The sequence below is a fragment of the Enterobacter sp. ECC-219 genome (assembly GCF_043966805.1).
Taxonomy (GTDB): Bacteria; Pseudomonadota; Gammaproteobacteria; order Enterobacterales; family Enterobacteriaceae; genus Enterobacter; species Enterobacter cloacae_N.
Genome location: NZ_CP143680.1, coordinates 1,553,699 through 1,571,398, shown reverse-complemented (window position 1 = coordinate 1,571,398; position 17,700 = coordinate 1,553,699). Strand labels below are relative to the sequence as shown.

Annotated in this window: 15 protein-coding genes; all 15 read right to left on the bottom strand. The window is 53.8% G+C overall.

Annotated elements, in window-relative coordinates; all coding sequences use genetic code 11:
* Window positions 1–87: 87 nt before the first annotated feature.
* On the bottom strand, window positions 88–1,047 hold the full coding sequence (gene accA, locus V1603_RS07315) for an acetyl-CoA carboxylase carboxyl transferase subunit alpha (RefSeq protein ID WP_013095666.1): 960 nt from the start codon (window positions 1,045–1,047) through the stop codon (window positions 88–90).
* A gap of 12 nt (window positions 1,048–1,059) precedes the next feature.
* Window positions 1,060–4,542 (bottom strand): DNA polymerase III subunit alpha, encoded by a 3,483-nt coding sequence (dnaE, locus tag V1603_RS07310; protein WP_061099163.1) that lies wholly within the window; start codon window positions 4,540–4,542, stop codon window positions 1,060–1,062.
* 38 nt (window positions 4,543–4,580) lie between these two features.
* Window positions 4,581–5,177, bottom strand: a complete 597-nt coding sequence (gene rnhB / locus V1603_RS07305) for a ribonuclease HII (protein WP_061099164.1) — start codon at window positions 5,175–5,177, stop codon at window positions 4,581–4,583.
* Window positions 5,174–6,322 carry a lipid-A-disaccharide synthase gene (gene lpxB, locus V1603_RS07300; RefSeq protein WP_395313698.1) on the bottom strand — a complete coding sequence of 383 codons (1,149 nt, stop codon included), beginning with the start codon at window positions 6,320–6,322 and terminating at the stop codon, window positions 5,174–5,176. Before lpxB ends, rnhB begins: the two co-directional genes overlap by 4 nt.
* The gene (gene lpxA / locus V1603_RS07295) at window positions 6,322–7,110 is read right to left on the bottom strand and encodes an acyl-ACP--UDP-N-acetylglucosamine O-acyltransferase (RefSeq protein ID WP_063440167.1); all 789 of its coding nucleotides are present in this window, start codon (window positions 7,108–7,110) and stop codon (window positions 6,322–6,324) included. The genes lpxB and lpxA overlap by 1 nt, the downstream gene beginning before the upstream one ends.
* Before the next feature lie 3 nt (window positions 7,111–7,113).
* Window positions 7,114–7,569, bottom strand: a complete 456-nt coding sequence (gene fabZ, locus V1603_RS07290) for a 3-hydroxyacyl-ACP dehydratase FabZ (protein WP_010426706.1) — start codon at window positions 7,567–7,569, stop codon at window positions 7,114–7,116.
* 102 nt (window positions 7,570–7,671) lie between these two features.
* Window positions 7,672–8,697: a UDP-3-O-(3-hydroxymyristoyl)glucosamine N-acyltransferase gene (lpxD, locus tag V1603_RS07285; protein WP_041911190.1), complete on the bottom strand. Its 1,026-nt coding sequence runs from the start codon at window positions 8,695–8,697 to the stop codon at window positions 7,672–7,674.
* 3 nt (window positions 8,698–8,700) lie between these two features.
* Complete coding sequence (skp, locus tag V1603_RS07280; protein WP_014882635.1) at window positions 8,701–9,195, bottom strand: molecular chaperone Skp; 495 nt, start codon at window positions 9,193–9,195, stop codon at window positions 8,701–8,703.
* A gap of 122 nt (window positions 9,196–9,317) precedes the next feature.
* Window positions 9,318–11,735 carry an outer membrane protein assembly factor BamA gene (bamA, locus tag V1603_RS07275; RefSeq protein WP_166710171.1) on the bottom strand — a complete coding sequence of 806 codons (2,418 nt, stop codon included), beginning with the start codon at window positions 11,733–11,735 and terminating at the stop codon, window positions 9,318–9,320.
* A gap of 31 nt (window positions 11,736–11,766) precedes the next feature.
* The gene (rseP, locus tag V1603_RS07270; RefSeq protein WP_395313697.1) at window positions 11,767–13,119 is read right to left on the bottom strand and encodes a sigma E protease regulator RseP; all 1,353 of its coding nucleotides are present in this window, start codon (window positions 13,117–13,119) and stop codon (window positions 11,767–11,769) included.
* A gap of 11 nt (window positions 13,120–13,130) precedes the next feature.
* A complete protein-coding gene (cdsA, locus tag V1603_RS07265) occupies window positions 13,131–13,988 on the bottom strand; it encodes a phosphatidate cytidylyltransferase (protein WP_116343998.1) in 858 nt (285 codons plus the stop codon).
* Between the two features lie 12 nt (window positions 13,989–14,000).
* Entirely contained in the window at window positions 14,001–14,759 is a 759-nt protein-coding gene (ispU, locus tag V1603_RS07260) for a (2E,6E)-farnesyl-diphosphate-specific ditrans,polycis-undecaprenyl-diphosphate synthase (RefSeq protein WP_028015581.1), read from the bottom strand.
* A gap of 186 nt (window positions 14,760–14,945) precedes the next feature.
* Complete coding sequence (gene ispC / locus V1603_RS07255) at window positions 14,946–16,145, bottom strand: 1-deoxy-D-xylulose-5-phosphate reductoisomerase (protein WP_395313696.1); 1,200 nt, start codon at window positions 16,143–16,145, stop codon at window positions 14,946–14,948.
* A gap of 95 nt (window positions 16,146–16,240) precedes the next feature.
* Window positions 16,241–16,798, bottom strand: coding sequence for a ribosome recycling factor (frr, locus tag V1603_RS07250; RefSeq protein WP_003856180.1), 558 nt, complete (start codon window positions 16,796–16,798; stop codon window positions 16,241–16,243).
* Window positions 16,799–16,965: 167 nt separating this feature from the next.
* Complete coding sequence (gene pyrH / locus V1603_RS07245; RefSeq protein WP_008501910.1) at window positions 16,966–17,691, bottom strand: UMP kinase; 726 nt, start codon at window positions 17,689–17,691, stop codon at window positions 16,966–16,968.
* Between the last annotated feature and the right edge of the window lie 9 nt (window positions 17,692–17,700).

Sequence of the window (17,700 nt, the reverse complement as noted above, 5' to 3'; positions counted from 1 at the left end):
GAAAAACATCAGATAAGCATAGTTAAGGTAAACGGCAGGTATAAAAAAAGCCGCAACATCGTGCGGCTTTTCAGATAATTGTGAAGCTTATGCGTAACCGTAGGTCATCAGACGCTGGTAACGACGGTTGAGCAGATCTTCTTTGCTCAGGACGTCCAGATCGGCCAGGTCGGCCAGCAGCTGTGCTTTCAGGGAAGCAGCCATCACTTCCGGCTTACGATGCGCGCCGCCCAGAGGTTCCGGGATAACGGTGTCGATCAGCTTCAGCTCTTTCAGACGTGGCGCAATGATGCCCATCGCTTCAGCGGCCAGCGGCGCTTTGTCGGCGCTTTTCCACAGAATGGACGCACAGCCTTCCGGAGAGATAACGGAATAGGTGCTGTACTGCAGCATATTCACTTTATCACCCACGCCAATCGCCAGCGCACCACCGGAACCACCCTCACCGATAACGGTGCAGATGACCGGAACCTTCAGGCGAGACATCTCCCGCAGGTTACGTGCGATGGCTTCAGACTGGCCACGCTCTTCCGCGCCCACGCCAGGGTATGCACCCGGAGTGTCGATGAAGGTGATGATAGGCATATTGAAACGCTCGGCCATCTCCATCAGACGCAGGGCTTTACGGTAGCCTTCTGGTGCTGGCATACCGAAGTTACGACGGATTTTCTCTTTGGTTTCACGGCCTTTCTGATGACCAATGATCATCACCGGGCGTCCGTCCAGACGCGCGATACCGCCGACGATAGCTTTGTCGTCAGCGTATGCGCGATCGCCTGCCAGTTCGTCAAATTCGTCAAACGCCAGGCGGACATAATCCAGGGTGTACGGACGCTGTGGGTGACGCGCCAGCTGGGCGATCTGCCATGCGCCGAGATCGGCAAAGATTTTGCGCGTCAGTTCTACGCTTTTTTCGCGCAGACGATGCACTTCTTCGTCGATGTTAATATCCAGTTTTTCATCCTGACGGCTTACCGCTGTCAGAGAATCGATTTTCGCTTCCAGCTCAGCAATCGGCTGTTCGAAATCAAGGAAATTCAGACTCATAGTATTCCTGTATTAGTCAAACTCCAGTTCCACCTGCTCCGAACCAATGAGGCCACGCAAATCGTTCAGTAAACGATCGCTCGGAGAGACACGCCACGTTGCGCCAAAGCGCAACCGCGCACGTGCATCCGCCCTCTGATAGTAGAGATGTACTGGAATGGTCCCCGAGCGGTGGGGTTCCAGAGACTGACGGAGTCGGTTTAAAAGCTGGTCATCAATTTGCCTGTCCGTCAGCGAGATAGCAAGCCCGCGAGCATATTTTTCCCGGGCTTCGTCAATGTCCATCACTTCGCGGGCGGTCATTTTAAGCCCCCCACTGAAGTCATCAAAGCTGACCTGTCCGCTGACGATAAGTATGCGGTCTTTTTCCAGCAATTGCTGGTATTTATCCAGCGCGTCGGTGAACAGCATCACCTCCAGACGCCCGGAACGGTCATCTAACGTACAGATGCCGATACGATTGCCGCGCTTGGTGACCATAACCCTTGCAGCAATCACGAGCCCCGCAGCCGTGGTGATTTTACCACGATCTGTCGGATGCATGTCTTTTAGCCTGTTGCCTCCGACATAGCGCTCAATTTCTTTGATGTACTGGTTGATCGGGTGTCCCGTCAGGTACAAACCTAACGTTTCACGTTCACCATCCAGCACCACCTGTTCTGGCCAGGGCTGACAGTTGGAGTAAGACTGCTCAATCTGCTCTGGCTCTTCCGCCAGTACGCCAAACATATCCGCCTGGCCAATGGCTTCCGCTTTCGCGTGCTGATCGGCTGCTTTCAGCGCATCGCCGAGAGAGTTCATCAGCGCGGCGCGGTGCGGCCCCAGCCTGTCGAACGCGCCGGACATGATCAGCTTTTCCAGCACGCGGCGGTTCAGTTTTTTGGTATCGGTACGGGCGCAGAGATCGAATAGCTCGCGGAAATAGCCGCCGTTGTTACGCGCTTCGATGATCGCCTCGATCGGCCCCTCACCCACGCCTTTGATCGCGCCGATCCCGTAGACGATCTCTCCGTCATCGTTGACGTGGAAATGATAAAGCCCGGAGTTAATATCCGGTGGCAGGATCTTCAGACCCATGCGCCAGCACTCATCCACGAGGCCTACCACCTTCTCGGTGTTGTCCATATCGGCGGTCATCACCGCCGCCATAAACTCAGCGGGATAATGCGCTTTCAGCCACAGCGTCTGGTACGAAACCAAAGCATAGGCAGCGGAGTGGGATTTGTTAAACCCGTACCCGGCGAATTTCTCCACCAGGTCGAAGATTTTCATCGCCAGTTCGCCGTCAACGCCGTTTTTCTTCGCACCGTCTTCAAAAATAGAGCGCTGCTTGGCCATCTCTTCCGGTTTTTTCTTACCCATAGCACGACGCAGCATGTCCGCGCCGCCGAGGGTATAGCCGGAAAGCACCTGGGCAATCTGCATGACCTGTTCCTGATACAGGATGATGCCGTAGGTTGGCTCCAGTACCGGCTTCAGGCTTTCGTGCTGCCACTGCACGTCCGGGTAGGAAATCTCTTCGCGTCCGTGCTTACGGTCGATGAAGTTATCTACCATCCCTGACTGCAGCGGGCCCGGACGGAACAGGGCCACCAGTGCGATCATATCTTCGAAGCAGTCGGGCTGCAGGCGTTTAATCAGGTCTTTCATGCCGCGGGATTCAAGCTGGAAGACAGCTGTCGTCTCCGAGCGCTGCAGCATGTCGAAGCTTTTCTTGTCATCCAGCGGGATGGCCGCGATATCCAGCGGCGGCTCGCCGTTCTTCTCGCGGCGGGCGTTGATCATCTCCAGCGCCCAGTTAATGATGGTCAGCGTGCGCAGGCCGAGGAAGTCGAACTTCACCAGCCCGGCGTATTCCACGTCGTTCTTATCGAACTGGGTGACCGGGTGCTGGCCCGCTTCGTCGCAGTAGAGCGGCGCAAAGTCGGTGATTTTGGTCGGGGCGATAACCACGCCCCCCGCGTGCTTACCGGCGTTACGCGTCACGCCTTCAAGCTTACGCGCCATGTCGATCAGCGCTTTGACTTCTTCGTCAGCTTCGTAGATTTCCGGCAGTTGCGGCTCGGCTTCAAACGCTTTTGCCAGCGTCATGCCCGGATCGGGCGGTACCAGCTTAGAAATACGATCGACAAAACCGTACGGGTGACCCAGCACGCGGCCCACGTCGCGGATAACCGCTTTCGCCGCCATGGTGCCGAAGGTAATGATCTGCGAAACCGCGTCACGGCCGTACATATCGGCTACGTGCTCGATAACCTGGTCGCGTTTTTCCATGCAGAAGTCGACGTCAAAGTCGGGCATGGAAACACGTTCCGGGTTGAGGAAGCGTTCGAACAGCAGGTCAAATTCCAGCGGATCGAGGTCGGTGATTTTCAGCGCATACGCCACCAGCGAGCCCGCCCCCGAGCCACGGCCCGGACCAACCGGAACGCCGTTATCCTTCGACCACTGGATAAACTCCATTACGATCAGGAAGTAGCCAGGGAAGCCCATCTGGTTAATCACCTGAAGTTCAATATCCAGGCGTTCGTCATACTCCGGACGACGTTTTTTACGCTCTTCTTCATCCGGGAACAGGAATTCGAGACGCTCTTCCAGACCTTCTTTCGATTTCATGACCAGGAAATCTTCCGTGGTCATGTCCCCCGTCGGGAACTGCGGCAGGAAATATTCGCCCAGGCGCACGGTCACGTTACAGCGCTTGGCAATCTCCACGCTGTTTTCCAGCGCTTCCGGAATGTCGGAGAAGAGCTCGCACATCTCCTCTTCGCTGCGCATGTACTGCTGCGATGAGTAGTTGCGCGGACGTTTCGGATCGTCGAGGGTGAAGCCATCGTGGATAGCAACGCGAATTTCGTGCGCGTCAAAATCACCGGACTCCAGGAAACGCACGTCATTCGTCGCCACAACGGGCAAGCCGCGTTCTTCTGCCAGCGCGACAGCAGCGTGCAGATAGTTCTCTTCATCCTGCCGACCGGTTCGAATCAGTTCCAGATAGTAACGATTCGGGAAGTACTCTTCATAGAACGAGACGCATTGATCCACCAGCGCGCTGTTACCGCGCAGCAGTGATTTACCGACATCGCCCATGCGGCCACCGGAGATCAACAGCAGCCCTTCGTTCAGTTCAGCCAGCCAGTCCCTGTCAATCCACGGGCCCAGTGCGCCGTAACCGCGCTGATAGGCTTTTGAGATAAGCAGGGTAAGGTTTTGGTAGCCCGTATTGTTCATGGCTAACACGGAGATTTGCGTCAGCTCATCGCCGATGAGATCGCTCTGCACATGAAAATCCGCACCGACGATAGGCTTCATTCCCGCGCCATGCGCCGTTCCGTAGAACTTCACCAGGCCACACAGGTTGGTAAAATCGGTGATCGCCAGCGCGGGCATGCCCAGAGAGGCCGCCTTTTTTACCAGCGGCCCGGTCTTCGCCAGCCCATCGATCATGGAGTAGTCGCTATGCACCCGCAGGTGTACGAAACGTGGTTCAGCCATCTTCAGATTCCGCGTTACTTAATTGCTTGCGTATTGATTCAGGACACCAGTCCCAGCGCGCGCTTCACCGGGCCAAAACTGCGCCGATGATGTTCGGTTGCGCCATGTTCAGCCAGCTTTTCCAGGTGGAAAGCCGTTGGATACCCCTTATGCTGGCCGAAACCATACTGAGGATAAGTAAGGTCCAGCGCGGCCATTTCGGCATCGCGCGTCACTTTGGCAATAATAGAAGCTGCACTGATCTCTGCGACGCGACTGTCGCCTTTAACGACGGCCATAGAAGGCATAGGCAGCGCCGGGCAACGGTTACCGTCGATCAGCACATATTCAGGCACAACCTTCAGGCCAGCAACAGCTCGCTGCATTGCCAGCATCGTGGCGTGGAGAATATTCAGATCGTCAATCTCATTCGGCTCTGCGCGCCCAACGCTCCAGGCCAGCGCCTTCTCTTTAATTTCATCGAACAGTGCCAGTCGGCGCTTCTCACTCAGTTTTTTTGAGTCATTCAGACCAATAATCGGGCGCGTTGGATCGAGGATCACCGCCGCGGTCACCACGGCCCCCACCAGCGGGCCGCGTCCGACCTCATCCACTCCGGCAACGAGGTGCGTGTGGGGATAAATAAATTCCATCATTTTGCTAACTCCAGCACTGCATCAGCCGCTTGCTCATCAGCATTACAGCGGATCAGCTGGTGCAGTTCACGGAAGGTATCGTGCATCTGGTGGCTGGTCTTGCCGTTGGCCAGCAGCGGCAGCAGGGCATCCGCCAGCGCCTGCGGCTGGCACTCATCCTGCAATAGCTCTTTTACCAGCTCGCGCCCGGCAAGCAGGTTTGGCAGGGAGACATAATCCGTTTTCACCAGACGTTTTGCCAGCCAGAAGGTAAACGGCTTCATACGATAACCGACCACCATCGGGCATTTCGCCAGCATACACTCCAGCGCCGCCGTACCAGAGGCCAGCAGAGCGGCATCGCTCGCGTACATGGCTTCCCGCCCTTTTCCGTCGAGAAGACGGACATGAAAATCCGGGGCGACTTCGGCTTTGATGCGCTCAAACTGCTCGCGGCGTTTGGCATTCACCAGCGGCACAACCACTTCAAGATCGGGATAGGTCTGGCGAAGAATCTGCGCGGTCTTCAGGAAATCAGCGCTCAGCATCTCTACCTCTGCGCCACGGCTGCCCGGCAGCAGCGCCAGACAGTGCACATCGTGCGGAATGCCCAGCGCGTCGCGCGCCGCGTTTTTATCCGGATCCAACGGCATCGCATCCGCCATGGTATGACCGATAAAACGGCACGGAACATTAAATCTGTCGTAAAACGCTTTTTCGAAAGGCAGGAAAGCCAGCACCAGGTTGGTGGACCGTCCGATTTTGAAAACGCGTTTCTGTCGCCACGCCCACACCGACGGACTGACGTAGTGAATGGTTTTGATGCCCTGCTTTTTCAGATTACCTTCGAGGGTAATGTTGAAATCGGGTGCATCGATACCGACGAACACATCGGGTTTGAGTTCGGTAAAGCGGCGGGTGAGATCGGCACGAATATACAGCAAGCGTCGCAGGCGCCCCAGCACCTCAACGATGCCCATAACGGCCAGCTCTTCCATTTCATACCAGGCTTCACAGCCTTCGGCCTGCATCAGCGGGCCCGCTACGCCCACAAAGCGAGCATTGGGTACACGCGCCTTAAGCGCACGGATGAGACCTGCACCAAGAATATCGCCGGAGGTTTCTCCGGCGACCAGGGCTATCGTAAGCGGACGACTGTCGACCATTAACGAATCAGGCCCCTTGTTGAACGGTCAAAGAACTCTATGAACGCGTTCACTTCAGGATGCTTGTTCGCCAGTTCGGCAATTTCCGGCTTCGCCTCTTCCAGCGTTTTACCACTACGGTACAGCAATTTGTACGCGTTGCGGATGGCGGTAATCGCTTCGCGGCTAAAACCACGACGCTTGAGGCCTTCGATGTTCACACCAAACGGCGTGGCATGGTTGCCCTGCGCAATCACATACGGTGGGACGTCCTGCGCCACACCGGAGCATCCGCCGACCATCACGTGTGCACCAATGATGCAGAACTGATGGACTGCGGTCATGCCGCCAATAATTGCGAAGTCATCAACCGAAACGTGTCCTGCCAGCGTTGCGTTGTTGGCAAGAATACAGCGGTCACCCACGGTACAGTCGTGCGCGATATGCGCATTAACCATAAACAGGTTGTCGCTGCCCACCTTCGTCAACCCACCACCCTGCACGGTTCCACGATGAATGGTGACGCTTTCGCGAATGCGGTTACGATCGCCAATTTCCAGACGGGTCGACTCACCAGCATATTTCAGATCCTGGTTAACTTCGCCGATGGAAGCGAACTGATAGATCTCGTTATTGCAGCCAATGGTCGTGTGACCATTCACGACAACGTGAGATTTCAGTACTGTACCCTCACCAATTTCGACATGGGGTCCAACAATACAGAACGGGCCAATGTGGACGTTAGCACCAATGATGGCACCGGTTTCCACAATCGCGGTAGGATGAATAAAGGCGGATTTATCAATCACGTATCAGGACTCCCGGCTACGAGCACACATCATCGTCGCTTCGCAAACAACTTTGCCGTCAACCAGCGCTACGCCTTTGAAGCGAGTCAGGCCACGACGCGTTTTTTCAAAAGTGACTTCCATGATCATCTGATCGCCAGGCACGACAGGACGCTTGAAGCGCGCTTCATCAATACCTGCGAAGTAATACAGTTCACCCGGCTCCAGCTTACCGACGCTTTTAAACGCCAGAATACCGGTAGCCTGAGCCATCGCTTCCAGAATCAACACACCCGGGAAGATAGGCTTACCCGGGAAGTGTCCCTGGAAGAATGGTTCATTCACGGAAACATTTTTCACTGCGCGCAGAAAACGACCTTCTTCAAAATCCAGCACGCGGTCTACCAGCAGAAACGGGTAGCGGTGCGGCAGAAGTTCTAAAATCTCTTCAATATGCAGAGTATGAGTGTCAGTAGTCAAAATACTCTTCCTGTCAAAATGTACTGATAACAATAATAACACGGCCTGCCGGTTTATTAGAAAGCCGACAGGCCGGGAAAGATAGCGTTAAACGGGTGACGTTTAGTCTTGTTGATCGATCTTACGCTCAAGAGACTTGAGTCGCTTGCTCATATCATCAATGTTCATCACCAGAGCTGCTGTTTTACGCCATACCTTGTTGGGTTGCAGCGGAATACCGGAGGAATAGACGCCAGGTTCAGTGATAGGACGCATTACCATGCCCATACCCGTCACCGTCACCTTGTCGCATATTTCCATATGGCCATTAATCACGCTCGCGCCGCCAATCATGCAGTAACGACCAATTTTCAGGCTGCCCGCCATGATGACGCCCCCCGCAACCGCGGTATTGTCGCCAATCACAACGTTATGCGCAATCTGGCACTGGTTATCGATGATAACACCATTGCCAATAATCGTGTCGTCGAGTGCACCACGGTCGATCGTTGTACAGGCCCCGATCTCAACGCGATCGCCAATAATAACGCGACCAAGCTGCGGGATCTTAACCCAGTTACCGCGATCGTTCGCGTAGCCAAAGCCATCAGAACCAATCACGGTACTGGACTGGACGAGGCAATTTTCGCCGATTTCAACTTCATGATAAACGGACACATTGGCCCATAAACGGGTTCCAGCGCCGATTTTCGTATTTTTCCCAACAAAGCATCCAGGGCCAATGACGACGTTATCGCCCAGCTCAACGCCAGATTCAATAACCGCATTCGCGCCAACGGCCACGTTGTTACCCAGCTTAGCCGTCGGATCAATCGCTGCGCTGGCAGCAATGTTCTGCGCCGGCTGCGGCGTGGTATCAAGAATTTGAGCCATGCGTGCATACGTCAGGTAGGGATTTTTCACTACCAGCGCGCTTCCAGTGGCAAAGGGAAGATCGTCCTGCGTCAGAACAACAGCTGACGCCTGGCATTGAGCCAGTTGTTCACGGTACTTAGGGCTTACCATGAAGGTAATCGTGCCAGCTTTAGCAGATTGCATGGACGCAACAGCGGTGATGACGATATCGCCATCACCGTGTAATTCTGCATCCAACTGCTGAGCTAAATCAGCCAGTCGAATTGAAGGCATTACTTATTTAACCTGTTTCAGAACATCAGCGGTGATGTCTTTAACATCGCTGCTGTTGAAAGCAACGGCGTTCGCATCAACAACCAGATCGATGCTCTGATCGGCAGCAACTGCTTTAACAGCAGTCTGAATGCGAGTCACCAGCTTGCCACGCTCTTCGTTAGAACGACGCTGACGATCCTGCTCGAAAGCCTGCGCTTTCTGGGAGAAGGTCTGGCGCTGAGCCATAACGTCTTTTTCCAGTTTGCTGCGATCGCTTGCTTTCATGGTAGAACCATCACGCTGCAGACGCTGCATTTTGGACTGAAGATCGCCTTCCATACGCTGCAGTTCGCTCGCACGGCCTTTGAATTCGTTTTCCAGCGTCGCAGAAACACCCGTTTTCTGTGCAACCTGCTGGAACAAATTACCCATGTTGACGATTGCGATTTTGTCTGCTGCCTGAGCAGAAGTTGCCATCGCTAAACCGAGACCTGCAGCTAATAACCACTTTTTCACAATTAACTCCTTACCATCCCATTGGCACCAGAAGGTACCGTTCTTTGCGTGGCAAGGCGACCGTTTGACCGATCGCCGGTTGTCAGCGCTACACTGCCAACGCATTCCATTGCAGCGGATTATTACCAGGTTTTACCAATGTTAAACTGGAATTGCTCCGCTTTGTCTCCATCGTATTTCTTAAACGGCTGGGCGTAGGAGAAGACCAACGGCCCCAGCGGTGACATCCATTGTAATGCGATACCGGCAGACATGCGAATATTGCTCGGATCGCTGTAGTCTGGTACGCCAGCTGCGCGCATCTGGGCAGTATTCTGCCAGTTGGTATCCCACACCGTACCCGCATCCCAGAAGAAGGATGTACGTACGGAGTTCGCGTATTTATCACTGATAAATGGCGTTGGGGTGATGAACTCCAGGCTGGCCACGGCCATGGCGTTACCGCCTACCGCATCATCAGAGCTACATACTTGTTTTGGATCACGGCTTGCGCAGTTATCTTCATCATTACCGCCGTAATAAACCGCTTTCGGACCAATGTTGTTGGACTGGAAGCCACGCACGGTACTTGAACCACCCGCGTAGAAGTTCTCATAGAACGGCAGCTCTTTACTGCCGATACCGTCACCATAGCCCCAACGGGTACGACCCAGAACCACCCACTTGTGATCGTCATCAATCGGGAAGTAGGACGCGGTATCCAGCGTCACCTTGTAGAATTCGTTATCGGAACCAGGAATGGTCACCTTACCGTTCAGGTTGACGCGAGAGCCTTCCGTTGGGAAGTAACCGCGGTCAAGACGGTTGTAAGTCCAGCCGTAGTTGAAGGTGAAGTCATCTGCAGCAAAACCGTTGTCATCGCTGGATGTGCTTGCAGACTGGCCGATAGAGTCCAGATAACGCCACATCGCCACCTGCGGCTGCATGTTGGACAGGTCGTTATGCACGTAACCTAAGCCCGCGCGCAGGGTGTTGTATTCGTTAACCGGGAAGCCAAGCGTTCCGTCCACACCGTAACTTTTGTTGGTGTAGGAAGACAGATCTGCATCATCCGCTTTAAAGTCGTTATAGAAAATACGACCGCCCAGGCTCACACCGTCAACGGTGAAGTATGGGTTAGTAACGGAGAACTCAGAGTAGGTCTGGTAATCGTTTTTGGTACCGTTAATACCAACAGAGTAACCCGTACCCAGCCAGTTATCCTGCTGGACGCCCACCTGGAAACTCACGCCGCTTTCCGTGCCGTAGCCCACGCCGAAGTTAAAGCTACCGGTGTTACGCTCTTTCACTTTATAAACGACATCAACCTGATCCGGGCTGCCCGGTACACGCTGGGTTTCAGTGTCTACGGTTTCAAAATAGCCCAGACGGTTCAGACGCTCTTTACCCTGGTCGACCAGGTCGCTGCCCAGCCACGCACCTTCCATCTGGCGCATTTCGCGGCGCAGAACGGAGTCTTTGGAGGTGTCGTTACCGACGAAGCGGATCTTACGCACGTAGAAACGGTTGCCCGCATCAACGTTAACGTGCAGCTTAACGGTTTTATCCGCGTCGTTGATTTCCGGCTGAGTCTGTACGCGCGGATAGGCGTAACCATAGCGGCCGAGCAGCTTCTTAATGCTGTCTTCCATTTTGGTGACTTTGGAGCCGCTATACAGATCGCCTGGCTGAATTTTGGTCAGCGATTCGATCTCAGCAGAATGCCCCGCCAGGTTACCACTCACTTCAACACCGGAAAGCTTGTACTGATCGCCTTCAGTGATGTTAACCGTAATGTAGATACCTTTCTTGTCCGGAGTCAGACTGACCTGAGTCGAGTCGATGTTGAAGCGGGCATAACCGCGATCCAGATAGTAGCTGCGCAGGGTCTCAAGGTCGCCCGCCAGCTTCTGCTTCTGGTATTTACGATCGCCAACTACGTTCCACCACGGCACTTCATCGCGCAGCTGGAAGGTCGAGATCAGTTCGTCGGTGCTGAACGCGTGGTTACCCACAATGTTGATCTGCTGGATCTTCGCAGAAACACCTTCCTGGAAGACCAGTTTCAGGTCAACACGGTTACGTGGGAGCGGAGTGACAACCGCTTTCACGCTGGCGCTGTATTTACCGACGCTGTAGTAGAAGTCTTCCAGACCTTTTTCAATGTCTGAAAGGGTTGTGCGGTCCAGAGATTCACCCACACGAACACCCGATGCTTCAAGGTTTTGCTTGAGCATGTCATCTTTCACCGACTTGTTACCGGAGAAAGTGATACTGGCGATCGTTGGACGTTCTTTTACCTGTACCAGCAGCGTATCACCATCGCGCAGGACGCGGACGTCCTCAAAGTTGCCGGTGGCAAACAGAGCACGGATGGTGTTACTGATATCATCATCATTAACCGTATCGCCGGGGCGCACAGGCATACTGAGGAGGGCCGCACCAACGGCGACACGCTGAAGGCCTTCGAAATGAATGTCTTTCACTACGAACCCGTCAGCACCGTATACGGTGGCGCTGCTAAACAGCAGCGACGCTATGAGCAACTTTTTCATCGCCATCGTTATTATGCGTTCTTCCTAACTAACTCTCTTACAACCGAGAGAAATCATTGAAAAGTGCAAGCCCCATTAACAGCACCAGCAAAATCGAGCCAATGCGATAACTAAAGTCTTGAACTCGCTCGGATACCGGTCCGCCTTTTAGCTTTTCAATCGCTAAAAACAGCAGATGACCCCCGTCTAAAACGGGAAGCGGGAACAGGTTGATAATCCCAAGGTTCACGCTAATAAGCGCGAGGAACATGAGATAGTAAATCACCCCGAACTCCGCTGACATCCCAGCCCCCTGAGCAATCGAGATTGGCCCACTGAGGTTGTTCAGTTTCACATCACCGGTTATCAATTTCCCCAACATGTTGACCGTCAGCTTCATCAGTTGCCATGTTTTATCCGTGGCTTCAAGAATGGCGCTGAACGGCCCATACTGGCGTATTGTCTTGTACTCATCTGGCAGCGGGATCACTTTTGGCACAACGCCTGCAAACCCTTCTGCCTTTTTGCCGACCGACTTCGTATCCGGGATCAGCGTCAGCGAAAGCGGACTACCTTGCCTTTCAACTTCCAGCGCGAGAGACGTCCCCGGATTATCGCGCACCAGAGTAACAAAGGTCATCCACTCTGTTAATGGTTGACCATCGACTTTAACGATCCTGTCGCCAGCTTGCAAACCCGCTTTGCTCGCTGCCGAATTTGCCTGTACTTCGGCTAATACCGGCTCAATCTGCGCGCCGCGGGGACGAATGCCCAGCGCAGCGACGGGATCCTCTTTGTCTGGCTCGAAACGCCAGTGGCGTAAATCCAGTACTTTGTCCTGACGCGCGTCTGACCCAAACGACGATACGCTGATGGTTGTCTGCGGATCGCCAATTTTGGCTACCAGCTGAAGTCGCACGGCATCCCAATCAGGGGTTTCGATGCCATCAATCGCTTTAAGTTCCATCCCGGACGTAATTTGCGCACTCGCCGCGATGGAGTCAGGGGCAATCTCCCCCACTACCGGACGCACGCCAGGGACGCCGATGATAAACACCAGCCAGTAAGCGAAAATCGCAAAGATGAAGTTGGCTACCGGTCCGGCAGCAATGATGGCGGCGCGTTGTCCAACGGTTTTGTTGTTAAACGCACTGTGTCGCAGTTCAGGAGCGACAGGCTCAACGCGTTCGTCGAGCATTTTGACGTAGCCGCCAAGCGGGATAAGGGCGATGACAAATTCCGTGCCGTGACGGTCGGTGCGCGTCCAGAGTGATTTGCCAAAACCAATGGAGAATCGCTCTACCCGCACACCACAACGGCGAGCAACCCAGAAATGGCCAAATTCATGCACGGTAATCAGTACACCCAGTGCAACAATGAACGCCGCCAGATTCCAGAGAATGCTCAGCATAAAACCTTCCGTTAAATCGTCCCGAATACCAGTAAAAGCAGGCAAGCAAATACTGGAACAGCCGCTGTCAGGCTGTCAATGCGATCCAGTATACCGCCATGACCTGGAATAAGATGTCCGCTGTCCTTAATCCCTGCTTCACGCTTAAACATACTTTCGGTTAAATCACCGAGCACTGAGGCAAGTGCAGCAAAAATCGAGCACACCAGCAGTATTGACGGTGCTACGGCCAGATCTGCCCAGACGCCATAGCCCCAGGAGATGATCGCTGCCGTAAACAAGCCGCCGATGAAGCCTTGCCAGGTTTTACCCGGAGAAACTTTTGGTGCCAGCTTATGTTTGCCAAACAGTTTACCAAACATATAGGCCCCGGAGTCAGCCCCCCAGACGAGAATCATCACATAAAGCAGCCAGATCGCACCGCTGTAATGGTTTTCGTCATAGTGCCAGGCTCGCAGCGCGACCATGCCCCAGAAAAACGGAACAATGGTGAGCAAACCAAAAATCAGTCGCAGCACTTTTGAATGACGCCATAATGCCGCGGAGCCTGGATAAAAAAGAACCAGCAACAGCGCGGCAACCCACCAGGCCAACGATATCCACAAGGAGCCGGCAACCAGCGGTTGATGAATATCATGGTGATATTCAGGCAACGTAAACAGCATTATGGCCAGGATAAAGCCACAGAGTACCGCAAGCCATACTCGCTGGCTGCGTGAGGTAAAGCCGCTAAACTGTCCCCATTCCCACGCGGCGAGCATGCACACCACCAGCGTAACAATGGCGAATCCCACCGGGGGCAGTAAAAACAGCGCCGCAATGACAATGGGTATTAAAACAAAAGCGGAAATCAGGCGATACTTCAGCAAAAGCTACCCCCATCAGGCTTTGTCGCCACCTGGCTCGGTGCCGCCGAAACGACGCTCTCGATTGGCAAAGGCATGCAGCGCACCTTCAAAGTCTTGTTCATCAAAATCGGGCCAGAGAACATCCGTAAAGTAAAGTTCAGCATAGGCAATTTGCCATATCAAAAAGTTACTTATGCGATGTTCCCCCCCTGTCCTAATTACCAAATCCACAGGTGCCAGTTCATTCATGCAGATTTGCTTGCTCAGCGCCTCTTCATCAATCTGGTCGGGTCTCAACAGCCCTTCCTGAACCTGTTCGGCCAGATGCCGAACGCCCTGGATAATATCCCAGCGTCCACCGTAATTCGCCGCAACGTTGAGCGTCAGACCGGTATTATTTTCAGTCAGCGCTTCTGCTTTACGAATCCGCTCCTGCAAACGTGAGTTAAAACGACTGGTATCGCCAATGATGCGCAGGCGAACGTTGTGGCGGTGCAGGCTTTTTACTTCGCTGTCTAGCGCCCACACAAACAATTCCATCAACGCAGTCACTTCCTGCGGAGGTCGATTCCAGTTTTCACTGCTAAAAGCATAGAGCGTTAACGCATCAATGCCGTTATTAGCGGCAAAAGAAACGGCACGGCGAACAGATTTCGCTCCCGCTTTATGCCCAAAGGCTCGTATTTTCCCTTGTCTTTTCGCCCAGCGCCCGTTGCCATCCATGATGATTGCTACATGACGGCAGCCATGAGCTGGCAAGTTTTCGCTTATTGGTTGATTCGCAGACAACATAACGCGTTTTTTGTCCCTGAAAAGGATTTAACGGTACTCAGGAATACTTAAGCCTGTACATAAAAAAGCCGTGTCAAACCACGGCTTACCTGACCACATAAAGTCAAATTCCTGCGATCAGGTGGCGCAGACTATATCACTGAAGCCCAACGCTAACAAATAGCACGACCACTAGTGCTTGCTTTATCACCAGCTTGCAAGACGTGTCATCTGTTTACGCGCAATATCACGAGCAGCTGTATCCACCGCCAGCACCTCTTCCACGCTTTGTGGCTCGCGCAAATCCATCATCTCCAGTACCGATAAATTTAACGTCGCGATATCGGTAAAACGGATCTGCTGATTCAGAAATGCGTCAACGGTAATTTCATTGGCTGCATTCAGTGCCGTCGTCGCCGCCTGCCCCTGGTCAAAGGCGTTCATTGCAAGCTTCAGACAAGGATAACGATCGTAGTCTGGTTCACTGAATGTCAGGGAACTGAGCTTACAGAAATCAAGCGGCTTAACGCCGGATTTCACCCGGTTTGGCCACGCCATTGAATGGGCAATAGGCGTACGCATATCCGGCTCGCCAAGCTGTGCCAGCACGCTGCCATCCTGATAGCGCACCATCGAGTGAATCACCGACTGCGGGTGGATCAGTACTTCCATCTGCTTCGCTGACGCATTAAACAGCCAGCGCGCTTCAATGTATTCCAGACCTTTGTTCATCATGGTGGCTGAGTCAACGGAGATTTTACGCCCCATTGACCAGTTCGGATGACGGCATGCCTGGTCCGGCGTCATTGCGCGCAGTTCAGACAGTGGCGTTTCACGGAACGGGCCACCAGACCCGGTAAGCAGAATCGACACGACGCCATTCTGCTCCAGGTCAGCGTACCCCAGGTTCTGTTGAAAAGGTTGCGGTAAACTCTGAAAAATGGCGTTGTGCTCGCTGTCAACCGGCAAAAGGCGCGCCCCACGCTGTTTTACCGCGTCCATAAACAGGCGGCCACAGGTAACAAGCGACTCTTTATTGGCGAGCAAAACGTCTTTACCGGCATCGATCGCAGCAAGTGTCGGCAGCAGCCCGGCCGCTCCGACGATGGCCGCCATAACCTGGTCAACTTCATCCAGCGCAGCCATCTCGCAGGCCGCCTGCTGGCCGCTCAGCACCTCGGTTCGGCTGCCCTTTTCCCGCAGCTGGGCTTTCAGCAGACGCGCGCTCTCTTCGTCATCCATCACCGCGTAGCGGGGCATAAACTCCAGGCACTGCTCGACCATACGCTGCACATTCTTACCGGCCACCAGCGCTGTCACGGTGTAAAGTTCAGGATTATGGCGGACGACGTCGAGAGTACTGCAACCGATGGAGCCGGTTGAGCCGAGGAGTGTTAAATGCTTCATGAGATGCCCGAAAAAAGTTAGACCAGATAAAAGCAAAACGCCGCCAGCAAGACCCGAAGTCCCTCTGAACGGCGTTTATCAGTGTACGACAGAAATCAGAACTGCATCAGTTCCGCTTCTTTTTCTGCCAGCGCCGCATCAATTTTCTTGATGGCAGCGTCGGTCATTTTCTGAATGTCGTCCTGAGAACGACGATCGTCATCTTCGCTGATCTCTTTTTCTTTCAGCAGTGCTTTCACTTTATCGTTCGCATCACGGCGCACGTTACGCACGGAAACACGACCCTGCTCAGCTTCACCGCGAACCACTTTGATCAGGTCTTTACGACGTTCTTCCGTCAGCGGAGGCAGCGGAACGCGGATGTCAGCGCCCGCAGAACTGGGGTTCAGACCCAGGTCAGAGGCCATGATCGCTTTCTCAACGGCCGGGCTCATAGAGCGATCGAAGACGTTGATTTTCAGCGTACGGGTATCTTCAACCGTCACGCTCGCCAGCTGGCGCAGAGGCGTTGGCGTACCGTAGTATTCTACGATGATGCCATCCAGCAGGCTTGGGGAAGCACGGCCAGTACGGATTTTGCTGATTTGGTTTTTGAACGCTTCTACGCATTTGTCCATGCGTACTTCAGCATCTTTTCTGATGTCGTTAATCACGTTACGAATCCTTGAAAACTTGTCTCAGGCAGACTATCCGCCAGCACAGCGCTACAGGTGTGCTAAGTATAGTCGCGTTTAATTCATGACAACGCCAAAGGCGCGTCCAGGTAAGATACCACTACAAAGTAAAGCGGAATCTTACCTGTATTTATCGTCAACGGAAATTATTCCGTGATCAAAGTGCCTTCTTTTTCGCCCATGACCACGCGACGCAGTGCGCCAGGTTTGTTCATGTTGAAGACACGAATTGGCAATTTGTGGTCGCGAGCCAGCGTGAAGGCGGCAAGATCCATCACTTTCAGCTCTTTATCCAGCACTTCGCTGTAGCTCAGCTGATCGTACATGGTGGCAGAAGGATCTTTTGCCGGGTCGGCAGTAAACACGCCATCGACTTTGGTCGCTTTCAGTACCACATCAGCTTCGATCTCGATACCGCGCAGGCAGGCAGCGGAATCGGTCGTAAAGAACGGGTTACCCGTACCGGCGGAGAGGATCACCACGCGGTTGTTGCGCAGCAGGCTAATGGCCTCTGCCCAGCTGTAATTATCGCATACGCCATTCAGTGGAATCGCGGACATCAGGCGGGCGTTCACATATGCGCGATGGAGTGCGTCACGCATTGCCAGGCCATTCATCACGGTTGCCAGCATACCCATGTGGTCGCCCACAACGCGGTTCATCCCCGCTTTCGCCAGACCAGCACCACGGAAAAGGTTGCCACCGCCAATGACCACGCCAACCTGGATACCCAGTTCGACCAGTTCTTTGATTTCCTGTGCCATGCGATCAAGGATGCTTGCGTCAATACCGAAGCCTTCCGATCCCTGCAGCGCTTCGCCACTCAGCTTAAGCAGAATGCGTTTGTACACGGGTTTTGCATTGGTAGCCATGTTTCTTTC

Excerpts from the sequence above, each read along its gene's own strand:
- accA (WP_013095666.1), bottom strand. The coding sequence starts at position 1,047 with ATGAGTCTGAATTTCCTTGATTTCGAACAGCCGATTGCTGAGCTGGAA.
- dnaE (WP_061099163.1), bottom strand. The coding sequence starts at position 4,542 with ATGGCTGAACCACGTTTCGTACACCTGCGGGTGCATAGCGACTACTCC.
- rnhB (WP_061099164.1), bottom strand. The coding sequence starts at position 5,177 with ATGATGGAATTTATTTATCCCCACACGCACCTCGTTGCCGGAGTGGAT.
- lpxB (WP_395313698.1), bottom strand. The coding sequence starts at position 6,322 with ATGGTCGACAGTCGTCCGCTTACGATAGCCCTGGTCGCCGGAGAAACC.
- lpxD (WP_041911190.1), bottom strand. The coding sequence starts at position 8,697 with ATGCCTTCAATTCGACTGGCTGATTTAGCTCAGCAGTTGGATGCAGAA.
- bamA (WP_166710171.1), bottom strand. The coding sequence starts at position 11,735 with ATGGCGATGAAAAAGTTGCTCATAGCGTCGCTGCTGTTTAGCAGCGCC.
- rseP (WP_395313697.1), bottom strand. The coding sequence starts at position 13,119 with ATGCTGAGCATTCTCTGGAATCTGGCGGCGTTCATTGTTGCACTGGGT.
- ispU (WP_028015581.1), bottom strand. The coding sequence starts at position 14,759 with ATGTTGTCTGCGAATCAACCAATAAGCGAAAACTTGCCAGCTCATGGC.
- ispC (WP_395313696.1), bottom strand. The coding sequence starts at position 16,145 with ATGAAGCATTTAACACTCCTCGGCTCAACCGGCTCCATCGGTTGCAGT.
- pyrH (WP_008501910.1), bottom strand. The coding sequence starts at position 17,691 with ATGGCTACCAATGCAAAACCCGTGTACAAACGCATTCTGCTTAAGCTG.